The organism is Collinsella aerofaciens (assembly GCF_040910265.1).
In the GTDB taxonomy this organism is placed as follows: Bacteria; Actinomycetota; Coriobacteriia; order Coriobacteriales; family Coriobacteriaceae; genus Collinsella; species Collinsella aerofaciens_BK.
In genome coordinates this window covers 120,241-140,367 of the sequence record NZ_JBDGAW010000001.1, presented here as the reverse complement: position 1 = coordinate 140,367, position 20,127 = coordinate 120,241, and the positions used below count along the sequence as shown (strand labels likewise).

Genomic DNA, 20,127 nt, shown 5'->3' with positions numbered 1-20,127 from the left:
TCGTTGACCGCAATCACAGCGGGATGTGCGGCACGTCCAGAGTCTAGGAACGGTAGTCGCCGTTAATGGAAATGTACTCGTGCGTAAGGTCGCAGGTCCAGACGGTGGTGGCCGCGTCACCCGCGCCCAGGTCGGCCGAAATCACGATCTCGGGCGCCTCAAAGCGTCGCAGGGCCTCGTCCTCATCGAAAGGAACAGTCAGACCGTCGCGGCAGACGGGCATGCCCATCATGTCGATGGAAACGTCTTCCTGGTTAAACTCCACGCCGCACTTGCCGAGCGCCATGGCAACGCGACCCCAGTTGCAATCGTGGCCGGCAATGCAGGTCTTGACGAGCGGCGAGTTGGCGACGGCGCGGGCGGCAATATCGGCCTCCTCGTCGTTCGCGGCGCCGGTAACGTTGACCGTAACAAGCTTGGAAGCGCCCTCGCCATCGGCGGCGATGTTGCGCGCCAGGCTCTCGCATACCTCATGCACGGCAAAGGCCAGCTCGTCGAAGGCATCGGTGCCCTCGACAATGGGCTCGGCATCCGCTGCGGCGCCAGAGGCAAGCATGATGCAGGTGTCGTTCGTCGAAGTGTCGGAGTCGACCGTCACCTTGTTGAAGGTCTGTTTGACAGTCGAAAGCAGCAGGGCGTGGAGCGCCGCAGGCTCGACGGGGGCATCGGTCGTAATGACCGCGATCATGGTGGCCATGTTAGGCATGATCATGCCCGAGCCCTTGCACATGCCGCCCACCGTATAGACATTGCCCGCATGGCCCTCGGCATCACTGACGTAGGACACGGCATATTCCTTGGAGTGCGTGTCGGTCGTCATGATGGCGCGGGCCGCATCGGCGCCACCGTGGGCAGAGAGTGCCTCGTAGGCGGCAGGAACGGCAGCCTCGAACGTATCAATCGGCAGAATCTGGCCAATGACGCCCGTGGAGGCAACCAAAATCTGCTGGGGCTCGCAGCCGATGACTTGCGAGGCAATGTTGCACGTCTCGCGCGCGCAGGCAAGGCCGGTCTCACCCGTGGCGGCGTTGGCATTGCCAGAGTTGACCGAAACTCCGGCAATGATGCCGTAGCCCTTGTCGGCGCCGCCCAGGTTGGCGCGGCTCACCTGCACGGGCGCCGCGCAAAAGCGGTTGGTGGTAAACACGCCGGCACCGGGGCAGGGTTTATCGGGCACGACGAGAGCATAATCCAGGCGCTCGGGATTCTTGCGGAATCCGGCATGGATGCCTGCTGCCTTAAAGCCGGCAGCCGCCGTAACGCCGCCCTCTACGGCGCGAATCTTAATGTCAAACAGCTCGGTATTCATCGTCTTTATGACTCCTTATGTCAAACAAAAAACGGGCATCGGATGGCACGCCACACTAGCCGCAATCACTAGACCAGCTTAAGAGTGGCGCCCCACTCGATGCCCGACTACCAAATCGTTAACAATCGAATGTGCTACACCGGGCACGCCACTGTGGGCAAGCCTCGTCGCTCGTCAAAACCAAAGACGATGTTGGCGCACTGGACCGCCTGGCCTGCTGCACCCTTGCACAGATTGTCGATGGCACCCGTCGCCACCAGCACGCCTGCGCGCTTGTTGAGCGCGAGGCCGATCTGGGCGGCGTTGGTACCAACGACCGAAGCCGTCTTGGGCTGCTGGCCGGCATCGAGCACGCGCACGAAGGTGCGACCGGCGTAGAACTGCTGGTAGTACTTAACGACGTCCTCGAGGGTCAAGGTGTCGATAACCTGCGGTGCAAGCGGCATCGTCACCGTGGAAAGCAGGCCGCGCTTGAGCGGCGCCAGGTGCGGAGTAAAGACGATGCGGCCGCCTAGGCCCAGAATCTGCTCGATCTCGGGCGTATGGCGATGCTTGCCCACGCCGTAAGCCTCCAAGTTCTCGTCGGCGCTGCAAAAATGCGTACGGGCGTTGCAGGACTTACCGGCGCCCGTCACACCGCTGATGGCGTCAACGATCACAGGGCCGCTCTGGGCAATCCAGCCGGCGCGCACGGCGGGCGCGGCGGCAAGGCTCGTTGCGGTGGGATAGCAGCCGGCGCAGGCGACCAGTACGGCCTTACCGTCGGCGTGGTCGGATGCAGCGGTCTCCAAATCCTGGCAGAACAGCTCGGGCAGACCAAAGGCGCGGGTCTTAAGCAGCTCGGGGCTCGTGTGCTCGGCGGCATACCAAGCCTCGAATACGGCCGGGTCGCTCAGACGGTAATCGGCCGAAAGATCAAAGCAGGACACGCCCACGGCAAGCAGGGCGGGCACTTGCGCCATGGCAGCCGTGTGCGGCACGGCCAAAAAGACGGCATCGCAAGATTTGAGCTCGGAAGCGTCGTGCGTCGTGAAGACAAGGTCGCTTACGCCGGCGAAGCTCGGGTAGACCGCAGACAGCGGCTGGCCAGCATCGGCGTTGGACGTAATGGCAACAAGTTCAAACTCGGGATGACCGAGGACGAGGCGAATGAGCTCGGCGCCGGCATATCCAGCCGCACCGACAATTCCAACCTTTAAAGACATATCAGACTCCTTGTCTGCAGTTATGCACCGATGCGCATCCCGCAGCCGTCGTTATGAAGTGGGTTGAAACTTTAGCACCAAAAGATGCATATATACGCAAATCTTTTGCATATTCATGCATTGAAACATTCCCGACACATTCGCTCGAAGGAATTGACAAATAAATGCGGGCCCCACATTGCCTGGCGCACCCTGCGGTGACGCTGCAATGTGGGGCCCGCTACATGCGAGAGTTTGAATTGTCGAGATTTGCCGGGATACACGTCTAGAGCTCGACAGGTACCCATTCGTCGTGATTGCAGATAAAGGCCTCGGGGTCCTCCACACTAAAGAAGACAAGCGTGGGGTCGTTCGGTCCCTCGTAATGCTCGCCCAGGCGCTCCAGATGCTTCCATCCGGCCTCACGCATATTGCCCGCCGCCTGGTCATCCAAGCCGGCACGCCCGCGTAAGATGAGCCAGCCATGGCCCGGCCACCAGCTCGTTGCCTCAAAGCGCTGATTTTGCAGCAGCTCCTGCCACACGTCTTTGGTGCGCGCCGTCACAAACCACAGCTTACCGTCCTGAATCTGCGCAAACGAAAACGGACGCACATGCGGCTGCCCGTCCACACTCGTCGCCAAATACCACGCCGGCACCGACGTCAGATACTCCAGTACCGTATCCAATCCGTCCACGTTTCCTCCTGTCACCGGTCCATTTGTGCGAGTTAGAGCTCGAGCTGTTCCTCGCTGCCGTCGATATCACAGAAGCGGGCAGCGATGTTGCGCACCGAGAAAAACGCAAGGCGGCCGTCGTTGGCGCTATCGTGTTGCTCGCCGATGCCCACCATGTGCTTAAAGCCGGCCTGGCGCACCCGGTCGCTCACGACCGCGTCGTCCTCGAGCGCGGCCTCGCCGGTCAGTACAATCCAACACTCCCCCGGTTTCCAACCCGAAACCTCAAACTTGGGGTTCACGCTAAGCTCGGCCCACACGTCCTTATCGCGCGAGGTACAAAACCACAGCTTGCCATCATCGACCATGGCAAACGAGAACGGCCTCACGCGCGGCTGATGTCCGTCCGTCACGTCGATCGTGGCGAGATACCACGCCGGAATACGCCTAAGATACGAACAGGCGCGCTCGAGCTGCGCCGTGCGATCGTTGTCGGTCATAGGGACCCCTTTCCTGCGCTCGAATCGCGCCTAAACAAGTTGAAGATTGATGACGATGACGCAGATGAGCAGTAACGCCATCACCACCGCCGCCAACGCATCGCCGCGGCCAAATGCAAGCGCATGCAGACGCGTGCGGCCCTGCTCGCCATGATAGCAACGGGCATCCATGGCGGCAGACAGCGTTTCGGCATGACGGAACACGCCCGTGAACAGCGGAATCGCCACACTGCCGAGCATACGCACGCCGCCGAGCGGGCCTCCCGTCACGCGCGCACCGCGGCTCGCCTGCGCATCGGCCGTCTGCTTCATCTCGGTGGCAAACTGCGGCATAAAGCGCAGCGCGATACCCATGATCATGCTGAGCTCGTGCGCAGGAAGTCCCACACGCGCAAACGGCGCGAGCAGGCGCTCAAAGCCCGCGGTGAGGTCGAGCGTCGGTGTGGTGAGCGTGATAGCGCTCATACCGGCCATCATCAAGGTCAGGCGGCACGCCATAAAGGCGGCGGAATGCATCGAGCCCTCGCTTATCTGCAAAAAGCCGAGCTGCCACAGAATGCGCCCGCTCTGGTCGGAAAACAGGTTGAGCACCGCGACCACCGCGACGATCGCCAGCAGCGGCGCCATCGATGACAGGACGCGACGAGCCGGCACCCGAGACACGGTATAGATCAGGACAACGAAGATTGCGACCGGGACCAGTCCGCGGAAGCTACTGACCGTGAGCGTCGTGATCAGAAACACAAAGCCCAAGAGCAACTTAGTTCGCGGGTCCAGGCGGTGAATTGCACTATCGCCGGGATAGTAGCTGCCAAACGAAAACGCCTCCATTAGCAGCCCTCCTCTCGCGCGATCGTCTTGGATTTAGCAATGTCCGCGACGTTAGAAGGACCGTCCGAGCGAACGATCAGCAGGTCCACCAACTCGTCTGCCAGCGACTCAACCGTATAGAGGCCGTCAAAGCGCAGCGGCACGCCTGCCTTCGCAAGCGCCAGCGCCATGCGCTGGGCAGCGGGAACACCCAAGCCGATCGACTTGAGCTCATCGGCATGCGCAAATACCTGAGCGGGCGTGCCCTCGGCAAACACCGTGCCCTCGTTCATCACGACAATACGGTCGCAGCAATTGGCAAGGTCATCCATACTGTGTGAGACCATGACGACGGTCAGGCCCCCATGGTGAAGTCGATCGATGAGCTCCAGGAAATCACTGCGCGCCGCCGGATCGAGCCCCGCCATGGGCTCATCGAGTACCAGGACCTCGGGCTCCATGGCAAGCACGCCGGCAAACGCCACGCGCCGCTGCTGCCCGCCCGAGAGCTCAAAGGGGCTCTTATCGCCCACCGTGGCCAGGTCGAGGCCCACGCGCGCGAGCGATGACTCAACGCGGCGGGCAACCTCGGCCTGCGACAAGCCAAGGTTATGCGGACCAAATGCCACGTCCTGTGCCACGGTCTCGGCAAACAGCTGACGCTCTGGATACTGAAACACCACGCCGACCTTTGCCTTAACCGCGGCGGCATCTTTCTTGTTTGCCAGGTCGAGCCCCAACGCGTAAACGGAACCCTCCTGCGGGCGGATTAATCCGTTGAGATGCTGAACCAGCGTCGACTTACCCGAACCGGTATGGCCCGCAAGACCCAAGAACTCGCCACGACGCACCGTCAGCGATACATCACGCAGTGCCCACGGACTGCTGGGGTCGTTGCCCCAGAGAGCCTGTTTGTTCGATGCGCCCTCGACGGCTGAGCGCTTGTGCCAACGGCGACGCTCGCGGGCGCTCAGCGAATAGCTATGCGAGAGATGCGAAATCTCGATAACGGGCTCCGACGCGTCTGCGCCATCGATTGCAGAGAAGACGTTGTCGGGAATACGAGAATCGGATGCGAAAGGCCGCCCGGCGATGCCTGTCCTACTCCGCTTGGTATAAGCCTGCGCTATATCGGCGACCATATCCGCCTCGCGCACCCGTGTGCAAATGGGCAAGCCCTTCGCGCGAAGCGCCCTGCCAAGACAGCACGATGCCGGCATATCCAGGTTCAGCCGCGCGAGTTCGTCCGCCCGCGTCAAGATCTCCTCGGGCGTACCGAGCATGGCAACGCGGCCCGCTTGGAAGACAGCAACGCGATCGGCCTCAGCGGCCTCCTCCATATAGTGCGTAATCATCACGATGGTCATGCCGCGTTCGTGCAGCGCGTGACAGGCCTTCATAAGGCCCTTGCGCCCGCGCGGATCGAGCATCGAGGAGGCCTCATCCAAGATGAGCACGCGCGGCTCCATGGCGAGCACGCCGGCAAGCGCAACGCGCTGCTTTTGTCCGCCCGAGAGAGCGTGGGTCTCGTGGCGCTCAAAGCCCACCAGACCCACGGCCTTCAGCGCCTCGCGCACGCGCTGCGCAATCTGGGCCGATTCGACCCCTAAGTTCTCGGGACCAAACGCAACATCGTCCTCGACAAGCGTCGCCACAAGCTGGTCGTCGGGATTCTGGAACACCATGCCCGCAGTCAAACGGATGTCGTAGACCAGCTCGGGATCGGACGCGTCCATGCCGTTGACGCACACCGTTCCCGTATCGGGCTGCAGCAGCGCGTTCAAATGCTTGGCAAACGTCGACTTGCCCGACCCATTGCCACCGAGGATGCAGAAAAACTCCCCGTCCTCGATGTTCAGATCGACGCCGTCGAGTGCCGGTACGGCACCGTCATAGCTAAAGGAAACGCCCCGACACTCAATCATGAGCGGCCTTTGACCTGGTCCTTTTTAGGCGTGATGAGGTTGGAGACCGCCTTATACACCGCCAGCGTCAACACCGAGTTAAGCACGGTCTTGATGAGGTTAAACGGCAAGACGGCGGGAAGCATGAGCGGGGCGATCACATCGACCGAGCCATACCAGAACCAAACGCCGATGGTCAGGTTCGCAACCATAGAAAGCGCCGTAGCAGCAATGACGCCGAGCACCAGGCCAATCACGGCACCCTTATAGGTATGCATCTTCTGGTAGACGATAGCCGCAGGCAGAATATAGCCCAGCGTAGCCACCAGGTTCATAAGCGCACCGACCCAATCGCCCGTGGTAAGCGCATGGATAACGATTGCCATAGCGGCAACAGCGGTGCCGGCACCAGGGCCGTACGCAAATCCACACACCATCGCCGGCACCAGCGACGGGTCATACGTCAAAAACGGCGCCGAGGGAAGAATGGGCAGCTGCACGTACATAAACAGGGCACCCAAGGCGCACATCAACGCCATAGTAACGAGCTGTTTGGTGCTCCACCTATTCGTGTTCTCAAAATGGATATGCTGCGACTGTTCAGACATAAGATCACCTGCCTCTTTCATCCGGACTCTAACCGTTGGTACTGGGATCTCACCAGTTCAGCCGGCATGCGAACCAACGCACACACGGGTCGCGGACTCATCGGCTCGGCCGCAGGCACCTCACCTGCGCCACGGCGTCCCTTTGACACCGCCCGAATTACCGCCAGTGGGGAATTTCACCCCGCCCTGAAACAGCAATTGCAAGTGTAGCACGGGCAGGTTTTCGCGCAAGTATGCCAAGGGTAATTTATGGTGGGGACCAGTTGCCGCAACAGCCACATTCCCCACCCATCCCAAAGTAACGCGCCTTTCGCGGCAAAGCCGCGAAACAGCGACCGGGACACGTATCCCCATCAGCCACGATCTCCGCCCACGCCGACCTCAAGGCCGTAAACGTAGGGGATCCGGGGGCGTGACGGGGGTTTCTCTCCGGAACATTCAGGACGCAAAGAGGCTCCGCAGCGCGAAGCGCGATGCGGAGCCTCTTTGCATGTCCGAGGACGTTCCGGAGAGAAACCCCCGTCACGCCCCCGGATCCCCGGTGGGAGTTCTAGACCTTGTCGGCCTTAGTACATACCGCCGCCCTGCTGACCAGCGGTGGCAGCAGCGATAGCGTCCTCAAGCTGAGTGTTCTTGGGCACATCGGAGACGGTGGCCTCGGTGATGAGAATCAGGCTGGCGACAGAAGCAGCGTTCTGCAGGGTGACGCGGCTGACCTTGACGGGGTCGAGGACGCCCATCTCAATCATGTCGCCCCACTCGCCGTTGGCAGAGTTGAGACCCTGGCCGGCGGGCAGCTCGGCAACCTTGTCGACCACGACAGCGCCCTCAAAGCCAGCGTTCTTGGCGATGGTAGCGACCGGAGCGGTCAGAGCCTTCTTGACGATATCGACGCCAATCTTCTCCTCGGGGTCGTCGATCTCAACAGCGTCGAGCGCAGGAGCAGCGTCCATGAAGGCGACGCCGCCGCCAGCGACAATGCCCTCCTCGACAGCAGCGCGGGTAGCCTGCAGGGCGTCCTCGACGCGGTGCTTGATCTCCTTGAGCTCGGACTCGGTAGCAGCGCCGACCTTGATGACGGCAACGCCACCGGAGAGCTTGGCCAGGCGCTCCTGGAGCTTCTCGCGGTCGAAGTCAGAGGTGGTGTTCTCCATCTCGCCCTTGATCTGAGCGATGCGGGCGTCGATGGCCTCCTTGGAGCCAGCGCCGCCGACGACGACGGTGTTGTCCTTGGAGATGGTGACGGACTTAGCGGTACCGAGCATATCGGCGGTGATGTCAGCGACCTTCACGCCCAGCTCGTCCAGAGCGGCCTGGCCACCGGTGAGGACGGCGATGTCCTCGAGGATGCGCTTGCGGCGATCGCCATAGCCCGGGGCCTTGACGGCGCAGACGTTGAGAGCGCCACGGATCTTGTTGAGGACCAGGGTCGGCAGAGCCTCGCCGTCGATGTCCTCAGCGATGATGAGCAGGCCACGGCCGGCGCGCTGGACAGCCTCGAGAACAGGCATGATGTCCTGAACGCTGGAGATCTTCTGGTCGGTGATGAGGATGTACGGATCCTTCATCACGGCCTCCATGCGGTCGTTGTCCGTGACGAAGTAAGCGGAGACATAGCCCTTGTCGAACTGCATGCCCTCGACGGTGTCGATGGTAATGTCGAACGTCTGGGAATCCTCGACGGTGATGACGCCGTCCTTACCCACGACCTCCATGGCCTCGGCGATCTTCTCGCCGACCTCGGGGTCACCGGCGGAGATGGTACCGACGGAAGCGATCTGCTCCTTGGTCTCGACCGGCTTGGCCTGCTTCTTCATCTCGGCGACGGCGGCGTTTACAGCCTTGTCGATGCCGCGACGGATGGCCAGCGGGTTGGCGCCGGCGGCGACGTTACGCAGACCGTCGTTGACGATAGCCTGGGCGAGCAGGGTTGCGGTGGTGGTGCCGTCACCCACGGTGTCGTTGGTCTTGGTGGCGACCTCCTTCACCAGCTGAGCGCCCATGTTCTCGATGTTGTCCTCGAGCTCGATCTCCTTAGCGACGGAAACGCCGTCGTTGGTGATGGTCGGGGCACCGAACGTGCGCTGCAGAGCGACGTAACGGCCCTTGGGGCCCATGGTGACGGTAACGGCGTCGGCCAGAGTGTTGACGCCCTTGGCGAGCTTGGCGCGGGCATCGGTGTTGAACGTAATGTTCTTTGCCATGGTAGGTAATCCTCCAAAAGAAATGTGACTCGCGTCGCCGATTCCGAGTCTTATACGGCGGACGCGTTCAAAGACGAATCAGAGATTCCGACGAGACTAGGCCTCGACGACGGCGTAGATGTCGTCGGCGCGCATCAGCAGATACTTCTCGCCGTCGACCTTGACCTCGTTGCCACCAAACTTACCGTAGATGACAACGTCGCCGACCTGAACGTCCATGGGGATGCGCTCGCCCTTGTCGTTGACCTTACCGGCGCCAACGGCAACGATGGTGCCGCGCTGCGGCTTCTCCTGAGCGTTGCTGGCGATGTACAGACCAGAAGCGGTCTTCTGCTCGGCCTCGTCGGGCTTGACCAGGACGCGATCTGCAAGCGGCTTCAAAGACGACATGCTTGTTTCCTCCTTTTTGGGCCGCACGGTTGAGCCGTGCGGGTTTCCCTACTTCGTTTGCGTACGCGTTGAATGGTACCCACGAATGGCGGGTTATACAACACAGAGTCAAAAAATCTTATTTTTTGGCACTTAGATTTTCTGAATGCCGGGGGATAACTTAACAGTGGCTCCCGGGGCGGACCGGAGGGCATGAAGTTTGCTGCTCTACAGTCCTGCGCAAGACGGAAAGCACATTAAGTGCTTTCCTTTGCGTGCGGAACTCGCGACAAACTTCATGCCCTCCGGTCCGCCCCGGGAGCCAGGTTGACCAATTCGGGCCCGGCATTCAGAAAAGTCTGTGCAGCAAAATGGCGATGCAGATGGTGCGAATAAGAAAGGGGCACGTTGCTGAAACGTGCCCCTTTAAGTTGCGGTGGAATAGTTCCTGTTTTTGGGCTTGAAGGCCCCTTTTAGGGACTATTTCACCGCAACTGAGGGGTGGGATATGGGGTTAACGCTCGTAGATCAGGTTGCCGGCTAGGTAGGTTGCTTGAACTTGGGTGGCCTGGAGCTCTTGGGGGTCGATGGTGAGCGGGTTTTGATCCAGGACTACCAGGTCGGCGTATTTGCCGGGTTCCAGGCTGCCGAGGTTTCGCTCGTCGCCTGCCGCGTAGGCGCTGCCCAGGGTGTAGTTGCGCAGGGCCGTTGCCGCATCGATGCGCTCGCTGGGGAGCCAGCCGCCCTCGGGCCAGTGGCTGCGGGGGTCTTGGCGCGTAATAGCCGTATAGAGCACGTTCATGCTGGTGACGGCTGTGATGGGACTATCGGTACCGAATGCTTGGCGGATGCCGCGCTGCTTATAGGTCGCAAACGGCCACATGATGCGGCTGCGCTCCAAGCCCAGGTCACGCTCCGGGCCACCCGGGTCGAGCGTGATGTGGCAAGGCTGGCTCGAGGCAATGACGTTGAGCTTGCGCAGACGATCGATGTCCTGAGGCAGCAGATTCTCCAGATGCTCGAGCGTATTGTGGCCGTGCTGGGGCAAGCCGTAGAGCTCTGCCGCCTCCTCAAAGATATCGAGCGCAGCATGGATGGCACCGTCGCCGATAACGTGGATGCGCACGGTATGGTCACGCTCGGCTGCCGCCAGAACCAACTTGCGCATGCGCTCGACAGGAACCGTCAGGCGACCCTGGTCACCCGGGAAGCGCGGGTTAGTATAGGGCTCAGTGAGGTATGCGGTATGCTCGCTCGACACACCGTCGAAGAACTGTTTAAAGCCTGGCGCCGAGAGCAGCGCGTTGTTCGCGTAGCGGGCCTGGAGTTCCTCCAAGCGCGATTGGTCATCCAGCAGCGTGGGAAACAGATGGGCGCGGATGCCCAGCTTGCCGGCGGCCTGCAGCTTGTCGTAAACATCGTCGCGAATAAAGTCGCAGCCCGGCATGGGCATGAGCGACATATCGCAGATTGAGGTGATGCCTTGTTCGGCCATACGCTTCATCTGGTCGGCGTAAGCGCTCGCGATGCGGTCCTCGCCCAGCCACTCCAGGCAGCGCGGCAGCAGCTGCATAGCAGCTGCCTCGTGGGCGATACCCGTAAGCTCGCCATTTGCATCTTTGTCGTAACTGCCACCCGCCGGAGGCTCGCTGTCACGCGTCACGCCGAGGGCTTCGAGTGCGCGGCTGTTGAGCCACAGCGTATGCCCATCGCCCGAATACATAACACAGGGGCGACCGGGGAAGGCGGCGTCGAGGGAGGCCTTGGTAGGGTGCTCGGGCGGATCCCAACGGTAATCGCGCCAACCCTGGGTCACGACCCAGGCGTCATCGGGCAAGCCTTGGGAAAACTCGAGCGCATGCTGCACCAGCGCCGCCTCTGACGTGCCCATATCCATGAGCATGTACGGCGAGGAACCGACCGAGGTATGGAAGAAGTGCAGGTGCGCATCATGGAAACCGGGGCAGACAAACTGCTCGCCGTAATCGACCACCGGCGTGGCGGCAGGGGCGGCGGCAATCACGTCATCGGGCGCGCCGACTGCGACGATGCGATCACCCGCGATGGCGATCGCCAACTCGCGGGCGGCATCGATGCCGTCTTGGGCGGTAAAAACGTTCTTGGAGCGGATAATCCGATCGATATGTTGCATGGGCATCCCCATCTCTGGCAGGAAATTCAACACCCCCGAGTGTACTCCCCCACTCTTGTTACAAAACCCCAAGCGGCAAACGGCAACTTTACCAGCCCTAGCGGCAGGTGGCATACTGGAGAGAGCCTGTACGATTTTGCGATCGAGCCAACAAGGAGCAAATCGACCATGACGAAGACCAAGGCACAGCAGATTATGGCGGCAACCGAGGTTCGCGCGGCAGACGACGTCACCGCGGCCATCCAGGATATCGCCGCCGAGTTTGAACCCTACATCATCAAGCAGCGCCGGCACTTCCATAAGCACCCGGAGCTGAGCCTTGCCGAGGAGCGCACGACTTCCGACATCGCCAACCAGCTCGACGCCATGAATATCCCCTACGAGCGTCCGCTCAAGACGGGCCTGGTGGCGACGCTTCGCGGTACCGCGCCGGATGCCTACCGCGAGGACGGCACGCCGCGCCGCCGTATCCTGCTGCGCGCCGATATCGACGCCCTGCCTGTCACCGAGCAGACCGGCGAGGAGTTCGCCAGCGTCAACGAGGGCTGCATGCACGCCTGCGGTCACGACTGCCATATCGCCATGATGCTCGGCACGCTGCAGATTCTGCGCCACATGACCGATGACATCCACGGCGAGATTCGCATCGTATTCCAGCCCAGCGAGGAAAACGGCCAGGGCGCCAAGCTCATGATCGGCACGGGTGTGCTCGATGGCGTCGACGGCGCCTATGCCGCGCACATCTGGAGCGAGGTCGATGCCGGCACCGTGAGCTGCGAGCCCGGTCCGCGCATGGCAAACACCGACTGGTTCCGCATCGACGTCCGCGGCACCTCGTGCCATGGCGCCATGCCCCAGCGCGGCCACGACGCCGTTATGGTTGCCGCCGAAATCGTCAACGCACTGCAGACCATCGTCTCGCGCGAGATTAGCCCCTACGAACCCGCCGTCATCACCGTCGGCGAGCTGCATGGCGGCACCGCGCGCAACGTTATCGCCGGCACGGCGTACCTCGCCGGCACGGTACGCACCTATGGCGACAAGACGCATGAGGAGATGCCCGAGCTTATGCGCCGCATCGTGGAGCACACCGCGGCTGCTCTGGGCGCCGAGGCCAAGCTCACCGACTACACCATCGCCAACTACAAGGTCGAAAACGATGCCGCCTCGAGCGAGCGCTGCCGCCAAGCTGTGCTCAAGTGCTTGGGCCCCGCGGGCGAAGGCCATTACCGCGGCACGCTTTCGGGCGAGGACTTCTCGGAGTACCTGCGTCGCGTACCAGGTGTGCTCGCCTTTGTCGGCGCGCGCAATCCCCAGATCGGTGCCACCTATGCCCAGCACTCCTGCTTCTACAAGATCGACGAGAGCGTGCTCGCCAAGGGCTCCATGGTAGCCGCTCAGTATGCCATCGACTTTTTGGCCGAGCCCACGCAAGAAGAGCTCGACGGCCCCACGATCGCCGCGGTTGCCGAGACCAATCCCGACCTGGCAGCCAAGCTGCGCTCTGCCAAGGCAACGGCCGCCGAGGCCCGCGACGCCATGCACGACGCCCGCACCGCCCGCCATGCCGCCATCAAGGGCATTCACGATGCCCGCGCCGCTGCTCGCCATGAGGAGAAGCGCGACGAGTAGCCGTCACGCCCACCCGAAATAACCTGGCTAGAGCAAAGCGGGGGCGAACGTTATCTCAACGTTCGCCCCCGCTTATGTGTCGACTGCTTTTCTAGCGCGTCCTCCGTTACGACAGGTAAGAGCGGAGGATGGTGAGCCAGCGTGGGGTTTCGAGGTGGATGATATCGTCGGGGACTCCGGCGGGCGCATGGCCGCCAAAGAGTAGACCGGCATCTGCCGGATTGATGAGGCGCACGATCCATACGGCGACGACCAGCACGCACAGAACAATAACCGCGATGCCGATGCCGCGCTTTAGCTTGCTCGATGCCACCTCCTCGCGCACGAACGCGAGCACGAACGCAATCGGCACCACCCAAAACAGCGGATGATAAGCGAAGGCCGCCGCAAAATCGAGGCGCAGCGCCGCCAGCCAGGCCCTCGTCACGCCACATCCCGGACAGGGAATACCCGTCATCAGACGAAACACGCAGCCGATATCGAGCAGGTAGAGTGCGAGCCAGGCGACAAAGAGTGCGCCGATGCAAGAAAGGGCGCGGCGAATGAGCTCCGCCGCGCCCTTATGTCCCTGGGAGCCGTTCACGCCGCTCTTATCGTTAGGCACGCGCGCCAAGACGGGTGTTGTAAGCCGTTGCCATGGCATTGGTGTTCTTGAAGATAATGTTCATGGCAAAGATGGGGCCAAGACCGCACAGCAGCGCGCCGACAATCTGCCACATAAGAACGGTGGTACCGTTCTCCTGGAACATCAGGCCATAGCGAGGAGCATTAGCCTGCAGGCGGTTACCGATCTTGTAGTACCAGTAGAGTGCGTAGAAGCCGCAGGTCACAAACGACAGCAGGATGAATGCCGCCAGACCCGGCGTGGAATCGCCGTCGTCCTGGCACATGACATTGATGTCGCGGGCGAGGCAATAGAGGAAGTAATACGAATAGATGCCGCAGGTCACGATGGAAAGCAGGAGCCAGCCGATCACGCCACGGTCGGTCTTAATCGGAGCATAGCCCATCGGGGCAGGTGCGGGCTGCTGAGCATACTGCTGCTGGCCGGCGTACTGCTGCTGCCCGGTGTACTGCTGCTGAGGCTGGGGCTGAACTGCCTGAACCGGAGCGGGCTGAATCTGCGTGGGCTGCGGAGCAGACTGGGACTGAGGTGCAGGCTGCGGAGCAGGAGCAGCGGAAGCGGCACCGACGGCAGAACCGCAGACGGGGCAGAATTTGGCATCATCCGAAATGGGAGAACCACAAGTGGGACAGAACATAAGCTTCTCCTTTTCCTAAGGCGTTGCACGCCTTCAAACCTTACACGACTATGTTCTCAACAATAGCCGCGACGTTGTTGCGCAACATTGACCAATTTCCGAGAATTTTTGCTGCAACCGTTTTCCCAGGCATTTTCTTGCTTCCGCAGTAGAAAAAGGCGCCCCGGGCTCAGTTGCCCAGGGCGCCTCGACCGACTATTCGGTTTGATTGTTTTCGGCAGCAGGATTATCGCCCGGCTCATCCGCCGGCGTGGCAACGGCATTCCAATCGGGTTCCGCAGGCGTCGCCTCGGGCGCAGGGGCAGGTGCGGGTGCAGGGGCAGGTGCCGGAGCAGGTGCAGGAGCAGGGGTAGGCGCGGGTGCCGGGGCAGGTGCAGCCCCAGTGGCGGCCGTGGGATTGAACCCCGCAGGAGTAGGCTTCTTCTCACCCGGGAGCACAAACGTCAGGACATCGTCAGTATCCTCATCGGCCCACTCGCTGGCATGGCGCGCGGCCCAGTAGCCAACGGCACGATATTTGAGCATCGTGCCAAACACATTCAGGAACACGGTGACAAAGGCGATGATCATCAGGAACAGGATGAGCGTAATGCCGCCACCCTCGATGATTGCCTCAAGACCCGAAGGACGAGAATAGTAGCCGTAGTAGCCATAGCTGCTAATGCCCAGCGCGGCAACAAAACCAAAGATGGCGGTGAAAATCCAGGTGATGATATTGGAAACAATGCCCGTCAAGAACTCGGGAAGAATCGAGGCACAGAACAGCTTGCCCAGGTTGGCCTTATAGGACTTCCAGACCTTCTCGAGCGAAAACGCGCTTTCCACGCGCCCCACGACGGCAAAGTGCATCACGGCGGCATCACCAAACATCTTAAAGAAAATGCCCAACACCGCCGATACGATCATGGCAAAGACAAGCAGACCCATCGACCCGATGAGTGCGCCCTCGAGGCCGCTCGAACCGAAGTAATAGTACGAACCAACGGCACCGATCACAGCGCTCTCAAGCACCGAGAACACCACGCCAATCACTGGAATAATGGCCACGAACCCGAGCACGTTCGTAATGACAGACGAGAAGATGCCCAGTCCAAAGGAGGTCGAGCGCAGCAGCGGACGTTCCATGCCGTTATCGTCCTTGAGCGACAGGTCGCGACCCCACTCGATAGCAAAGCCAGCGCCGCACACGCTTGCCACGTAAGCGAGCAAAAAGCCAATGGCCGCCGCGATGCCACCGATAACGGGGATAAACAGCACCAGCACCGACACGACGCAGATCAGCGCCGGCAAAAAGGCAATCTGACATACGCGAACCAGGGCGCCAGGAACCTTAATCATGTCATTGAAGGCCTGCGCCATGCAGCCCTTGGGCACGTTCATAGCCGGCTGGGGCGCAACGAACGGCTGCGGTTGGGGTTGCGGCTGGGGCTGGCCCTGCGGGACAGAACCGGCAGAGGCATGGGGGGCCTCGGTATTAGGGGCACCGCACACGCCGCAGAACTTGTCGTTATCGCCCATGGGGGCGCCACACTGCGAACAGAACATCGAAATCATCCCTTCGTATCTAGAGCGAATCACCTGGATCGCAAACGATGTCTTTGGCAACATTATCGCCCAATGTGGGGACAAATACCCCAAGATGACCGATTTGCAACGTAGGCGGCTTTATTCAATGATTCGAAGGGTATATCCGCGCTAGTTCGTGCCGCGGAAGCCCTTGCCCACGATCTCGGAGCTGTCAACGATCGTGATAAAGGCATCCGGATCGATATCGCGGGTATAGCGACGCAGTTGCACTGCCTCGCGACGGCTCAGCACGCTCATAATCACCGTGACGCACTTGCCCGAGAAGGCGCCGTAGCCACGGCTGATCGTTGCCGTGCGGTTGAGATGCTTGACGATAAACTCCTCGACTTTGCGCGGTTCGGCGCAAATAATCGTACAGACCTTACGAAGGTGAATGCTCTCGATGGCCTTATCGACCACGAGCGTCTTGGCAAACAGACCGAGAACACAGTACAGACCGACACGCGGGCCATACAGAAAAGCCGCGATGGTTACGATGCCGATATCGACCAGCAACAGGGCGCGGCCGATCTCGAGCGTCGTACGACGCTTGAGGATCATGGCAAGAATGTCGGTGCCGCCCGTCGAGGCGCCAATGTCAAAGACAATGGCACTGCCCAGCGCCGGCAAGATGACGGCAAAACACAGGTCGAGCCACATATCGCCCGTCATCGAAACATCCGTCGGGATGAAGAGCTCAAACAGCGAGACGTAGGCCGAAAGCGCAAACGAGGCAAAGACGCTCCAAAGGATTGCCTTGCGCTCCAAAAAGATAAAGCCCAGGATGACCAGGACCGCGTTGATAATCCACATAAAGACGCCGACGGGCAGAGTCGGGAACAGCGTGGAAAGAATGACCGACACACCCGAGGTGCCGCCGAAGGCAAAGTGATTGGGGGTTTTAAAGGCCACGATGGCGAACGCCGTGAGGATCAGGCCCAAATTGAGCTCGGCAAAAAAGCGCGGAAAGCCTGGCTCTTGGCTGCGCTTACGACCGGCACGCTCGCCACGTTCGATATCCTCGCGACCGACAACGCGCTCCATCGGCACCACCGGAGGACGATGCACCTCCTCGGCGGCACGCGACGCCGCCTCTGCCGCAGCGGCTTCAATCGCCCATGCCTTGCTTTCGGTCTCGTGTTCGTCGGCCATTACGGCAACCCCTCGTTAACAATTTGGAAACAATGCGTCCATTAGGGTAACGCGGAACGCGAAGATTGCAACCCTTAGTTAGACGAGCGGTATGCCTAGATCGAGGCTATATGGAAAACGGCCGACCGCACTTTTGCTTGCGCGGTCGACCGTTTGGCGTTTTCGCAGGTAAAACCTACCAAAACAAACCTGTCCCTTTTTAGTAGGTTACTCGTGCTGGCTGGTGCGGTGCTCGTACTCCTCGGGGGTGATGACATCCTCGATGCGCAGGTTGACGCCTGCCACCTCAAGGCCGGTCATCGCGGCCAGACGCTCGGTGACGCGCGCCTTAACGTCGTCAAAGATCGCAGGCGCATAGGCGCCGTACTCGATGATGACCGAGATGTTGACGACCACGCGGTTGTCGTCGGTGACCTCGACCGTCACGCCCTTGGTCAGGTTCTCGGCACCAAACTGTTCCTGCACAAAGTGCATAAGGTTACCCTTCATGCCCAGAACATGCGGCACCTCGCGGGTGGCCATGGCAACGATTTTCTCGATCACACCGTTGGAATAGGTCAGCGAGTCCTCGGACTCGTCCGCCTCCTCGTCCATCTCCTCGTTGTCCTCATCCGCATCGGACTCGGCCTCGACGAGCGCCTCGTCCTCGAGCGTTACGTCCTCCGCCTCGGCGGCGACGGCCTCATTCGCCTCGAGCTCGGTATCGGCCACATCGACCTTCGTGTTAAAAGCCATGGTTCCTCCTTATGCCTGCCGCAGATGCGACAGTCGAATACATATTAGCGGCCGCTAAACAGACGGCCGAAGAAGTTGACGATACCGTTCTCGCCATCGCGAATCTGGCCGATCACGGCACCGATCAGCACAAAGAATGCGATGACGAGCGTGTCCCACAGGCCCAACGTAAGTACCAGCACGGCGAGGATAAAGCCTGCCAAGGCGCCGAGCGTAGTATTGGGGTGGCGCACGGCGTAACTCCAGATAGCAGCGCCCGTACCTTTGATGAGACCCATGGCCTCGTCAAAGTCGTTGGCGGCGCTGTCGCGCTGCTCGCCGGCCTCGGGCTTGGTGTCGGTGGTCTCGCCTGCCGGCGTAGCGTTCTGGTCGATCGTCAGGCGCGGCGTGCGGGCGGTCTTGTCTTGGTTGGTATCACTCACCGGAAACCTCCACGGTCTGGACGGTAGTCTTGGACGGCAAAAAACGGACGCGCGCGGTCGTGCCCGGCGTGCCGAGCATGGTGTCGCAGGCCTTCTCGATGCGCTGCTGCATCGAGGTGGCAAGAGCGGCAACGTCCTTGTCATCGAGCGCGATGGCCTCGACCTTAAAACGAACGCGCGACTCGTCGGAGCCTTGAACGCGTGCCTCGATATGCTCAACCATCACGCGATCATCGCACTCCGCCGCGGCACGGGCGCACGAGGAAAGCGCTGCGAGCGTGACCTCGATATTGCGCTCCCCCGCCGGATGCACGCAGGACGGCTCGCGACGCGCGAACATCAGGCGGAAAAAACCGATGAGCACGCCAAGTGCCACGATAGCAGTACACACCGTAACGACGACGCGAGGCATGGTGTCACGCAACAGCAACATAATGCGATACGTATACGGTCCCCAGAACTGGCAGACAAGCGTACCCAGCGCCACGATGGCGGCGGCAAGATACACGATCGCTAGGGCTCGTTTGAGTACGCGCACGCGCGCTCCCTTCAGGTTTCGGTCCACAGAATGCAAAACGATTCGCATCATTATAAAAGAGCCGGGTCCGGTGCCATACGCACGCGGATCCGGCTCTTTTATTCCACGAGGCTTGCATGCTCGCTTCATTATGCCCAGATATGCACGGCTTAACCCGTGCAGGCGCTACTCCTCCTCGAGGGCAGCGATGACCTCGTCAGTCATATCCATGGTGCTGTAAACATCCTGGACGTCGTCGAGCTCCTCGAGACGGTCGATGAGGCGCTGGACCTTCTTGGCGTCGGTACCAGAGACCTCGGTCGGGGTGGTCGGGACCATGGTGGTCTCGGAGCCCTTGACCTGGATGCCCTGCTCCTCGAGTGCCTTGGAGACAGCCATGACGTCGTTAGCAGCAGTCCAGACAATCCACTCCTCGCCGGCGTCCTCGTAGTCCTCGCCACCGGCCTCGGCGATAGCCATCATGAACTCATCCTCGTCACCGGCAGCACCGTTGGCGATCATGGTCTCCTTCTTGGCGTTCTCGTCCAGGATCTCCTTGGCGACGACGATCTGGCCCTTGCGCTCAAACTGGAAGGCAACGGAGCCCGAGGTGCCCAGGTTACCACCAGCGTGGGAGAAGGCGGAACGGACATCAGCGGCGGTGCGGTTGCGGTTATCGGTCAGGCAGTCAACGTAGACGGCGACACCGGCGGGACCGTAGCCCTCGTACACGATGTTCTCGTAGACGGCGGCGTCGGCACCCGAACCGAAGGCCTTGTCGATAGCGGACTTGATCTTGTCCTTGGGCATGGACTGAGCCTTGGCCTTAGCAACGGCAGCGGCGAGGCTGGCGTTGTTCTCGGGCAGCGGGTCACCGCCGAGACGGGCAGCAACGGTGATGTTGCGGCTCAGCTTGGAGAAGAGGGCGGAACGCTTGGCGTCCTGCGCGCCCTTACGATGCTTGGTTGTGGCCCACTTAGAGTGTCCGGACATACGTGTCTCCTATCGGTTTCGACCTAAAGCCCAGCGCAGATGCTCGGGCAATATAAACAAACGTCGTTATGATATACCTACTGGCCTGCGAGATAAACCCCAAAATGAAGGCGTCGTGATGACGCAACCCTT

General features: G+C 61.0%; 19 protein-coding genes and 1 riboswitch. Of the genes, 1 reads left to right on the top strand and 18 read right to left on the bottom strand.

What is annotated here, in order from left to right; translation table 11 throughout:
- Positions 1-43: 43 nt before the first annotated feature.
- The 10 genes from argJ to AB5Z14_RS00540 form a co-directional block, all read right to left on the bottom strand.
- Positions 44-1,309, bottom strand: coding sequence for a bifunctional glutamate N-acetyltransferase/amino-acid acetyltransferase ArgJ (argJ, locus tag AB5Z14_RS00585; protein WP_368129889.1), 1,266 nt, complete (start codon positions 1,307-1,309; stop codon positions 44-46).
- 134 nt (positions 1,310-1,443) lie between these two features.
- A complete protein-coding gene (gene argC / locus AB5Z14_RS00580) occupies positions 1,444-2,514 on the bottom strand; it encodes an N-acetyl-gamma-glutamyl-phosphate reductase (RefSeq protein WP_368129888.1) in 1,071 nt (356 codons plus the stop codon).
- Between the two features lie 265 nt (positions 2,515-2,779).
- Entirely contained in the window at positions 2,780-3,190 is a 411-nt protein-coding gene (locus tag AB5Z14_RS00575) for a pyridoxamine 5'-phosphate oxidase family protein (RefSeq protein WP_368129887.1), read from the bottom strand.
- 32 nt (positions 3,191-3,222) lie between these two features.
- Complete coding sequence (locus AB5Z14_RS00570) at positions 3,223-3,669, bottom strand: pyridoxamine 5'-phosphate oxidase family protein (RefSeq protein ID WP_368129886.1); 447 nt, start codon at positions 3,667-3,669, stop codon at positions 3,223-3,225.
- Between the two features lie 30 nt (positions 3,670-3,699).
- Entirely contained in the window at positions 3,700-4,500 is an 801-nt protein-coding gene (locus AB5Z14_RS00565; RefSeq protein WP_368129885.1) for an energy-coupling factor transporter transmembrane component T family protein, read from the bottom strand.
- The gene (locus AB5Z14_RS00560) at positions 4,500-6,404 is read right to left on the bottom strand and encodes an energy-coupling factor transporter ATPase (protein ID WP_368129884.1); all 1,905 of its coding nucleotides are present in this window, start codon (positions 6,402-6,404) and stop codon (positions 4,500-4,502) included. Before AB5Z14_RS00560 ends, AB5Z14_RS00565 begins: the two co-directional genes overlap by 1 nt.
- Positions 6,401-6,991: an ECF transporter S component gene (locus tag AB5Z14_RS00555; protein WP_368129883.1), complete on the bottom strand. Its 591-nt coding sequence runs from the start codon at positions 6,989-6,991 to the stop codon at positions 6,401-6,403. The genes AB5Z14_RS00560 and AB5Z14_RS00555 overlap by 4 nt, the downstream gene beginning before the upstream one ends.
- Positions 6,992-6,996: 5 nt before the next feature.
- Positions 6,997-7,189: riboswitch (FMN riboswitch) on the bottom strand.
- A gap of 368 nt (positions 7,190-7,557) precedes the next feature.
- On the bottom strand, positions 7,558-9,195 hold the full coding sequence (gene groL / locus AB5Z14_RS00550; protein WP_006234938.1) for a chaperonin GroEL: 1,638 nt from the start codon (positions 9,193-9,195) through the stop codon (positions 7,558-7,560).
- A 96-nt stretch (positions 9,196-9,291) separates the two neighbouring features.
- On the bottom strand, positions 9,292-9,585 hold the full coding sequence (gene groES, locus AB5Z14_RS00545) for a co-chaperone GroES (protein WP_040358989.1): 294 nt from the start codon (positions 9,583-9,585) through the stop codon (positions 9,292-9,294).
- A 493-nt stretch (positions 9,586-10,078) separates the two neighbouring features.
- Positions 10,079-11,716: an amidohydrolase gene (locus AB5Z14_RS00540; protein ID WP_368129882.1), complete on the bottom strand. Its 1,638-nt coding sequence runs from the start codon at positions 11,714-11,716 to the stop codon at positions 10,079-10,081.
- Positions 11,717-11,884: 168 nt separating this feature from the next.
- Between AB5Z14_RS00540 and AB5Z14_RS00535 the strand changes: the two genes are divergently transcribed.
- Complete coding sequence (locus AB5Z14_RS00535; protein WP_368129881.1) at positions 11,885-13,348, top strand: M20 family metallopeptidase; 1,464 nt, start codon at positions 11,885-11,887, stop codon at positions 13,346-13,348.
- A 106-nt stretch (positions 13,349-13,454) separates the two neighbouring features.
- On the opposite strand, the gene AB5Z14_RS00530 is transcribed toward AB5Z14_RS00535, so the two are convergent.
- The 8 genes from AB5Z14_RS00530 to AB5Z14_RS00495 form a co-directional block, all read right to left on the bottom strand.
- A complete protein-coding gene (locus tag AB5Z14_RS00530; protein WP_368129880.1) occupies positions 13,455-13,952 on the bottom strand; it encodes a DUF2752 domain-containing protein in 498 nt (165 codons plus the stop codon).
- Positions 13,945-14,610, bottom strand: coding sequence for a DUF4234 domain-containing protein (locus AB5Z14_RS00525; protein ID WP_368129879.1), 666 nt, complete (start codon positions 14,608-14,610; stop codon positions 13,945-13,947). Before AB5Z14_RS00525 ends, AB5Z14_RS00530 begins: the two co-directional genes overlap by 8 nt.
- Before the next feature lie 195 nt (positions 14,611-14,805).
- Positions 14,806-16,155, bottom strand: a complete 1,350-nt coding sequence (locus tag AB5Z14_RS00520; protein ID WP_368129878.1) for a zinc-ribbon domain-containing protein — start codon at positions 16,153-16,155, stop codon at positions 14,806-14,808.
- Positions 16,156-16,305: 150 nt separating this feature from the next.
- On the bottom strand, positions 16,306-17,328 hold the full coding sequence (locus AB5Z14_RS00515; RefSeq protein WP_196025746.1) for a YitT family protein: 1,023 nt from the start codon (positions 17,326-17,328) through the stop codon (positions 16,306-16,308).
- A 207-nt stretch (positions 17,329-17,535) separates the two neighbouring features.
- Positions 17,536-18,063, bottom strand: coding sequence for an Asp23/Gls24 family envelope stress response protein (locus tag AB5Z14_RS00510; protein WP_035137581.1), 528 nt, complete (start codon positions 18,061-18,063; stop codon positions 17,536-17,538).
- A gap of 44 nt (positions 18,064-18,107) precedes the next feature.
- Complete coding sequence (locus AB5Z14_RS00505) at positions 18,108-18,485, bottom strand: DUF2273 domain-containing protein (RefSeq protein ID WP_368129877.1); 378 nt, start codon at positions 18,483-18,485, stop codon at positions 18,108-18,110.
- Positions 18,478-19,023 (bottom strand): Asp23/Gls24 family envelope stress response protein, encoded by a 546-nt coding sequence (locus AB5Z14_RS00500; protein ID WP_368129876.1) that lies wholly within the window; start codon positions 19,021-19,023, stop codon positions 18,478-18,480. The genes AB5Z14_RS00505 and AB5Z14_RS00500 overlap by 8 nt, the downstream gene beginning before the upstream one ends.
- A 165-nt stretch (positions 19,024-19,188) precedes the next feature.
- Positions 19,189-19,995: a YebC/PmpR family DNA-binding transcriptional regulator gene (locus AB5Z14_RS00495; RefSeq protein ID WP_055309449.1), complete on the bottom strand. Its 807-nt coding sequence runs from the start codon at positions 19,993-19,995 to the stop codon at positions 19,189-19,191.
- Positions 19,996-20,127: the final 132 nt, after the last annotated feature.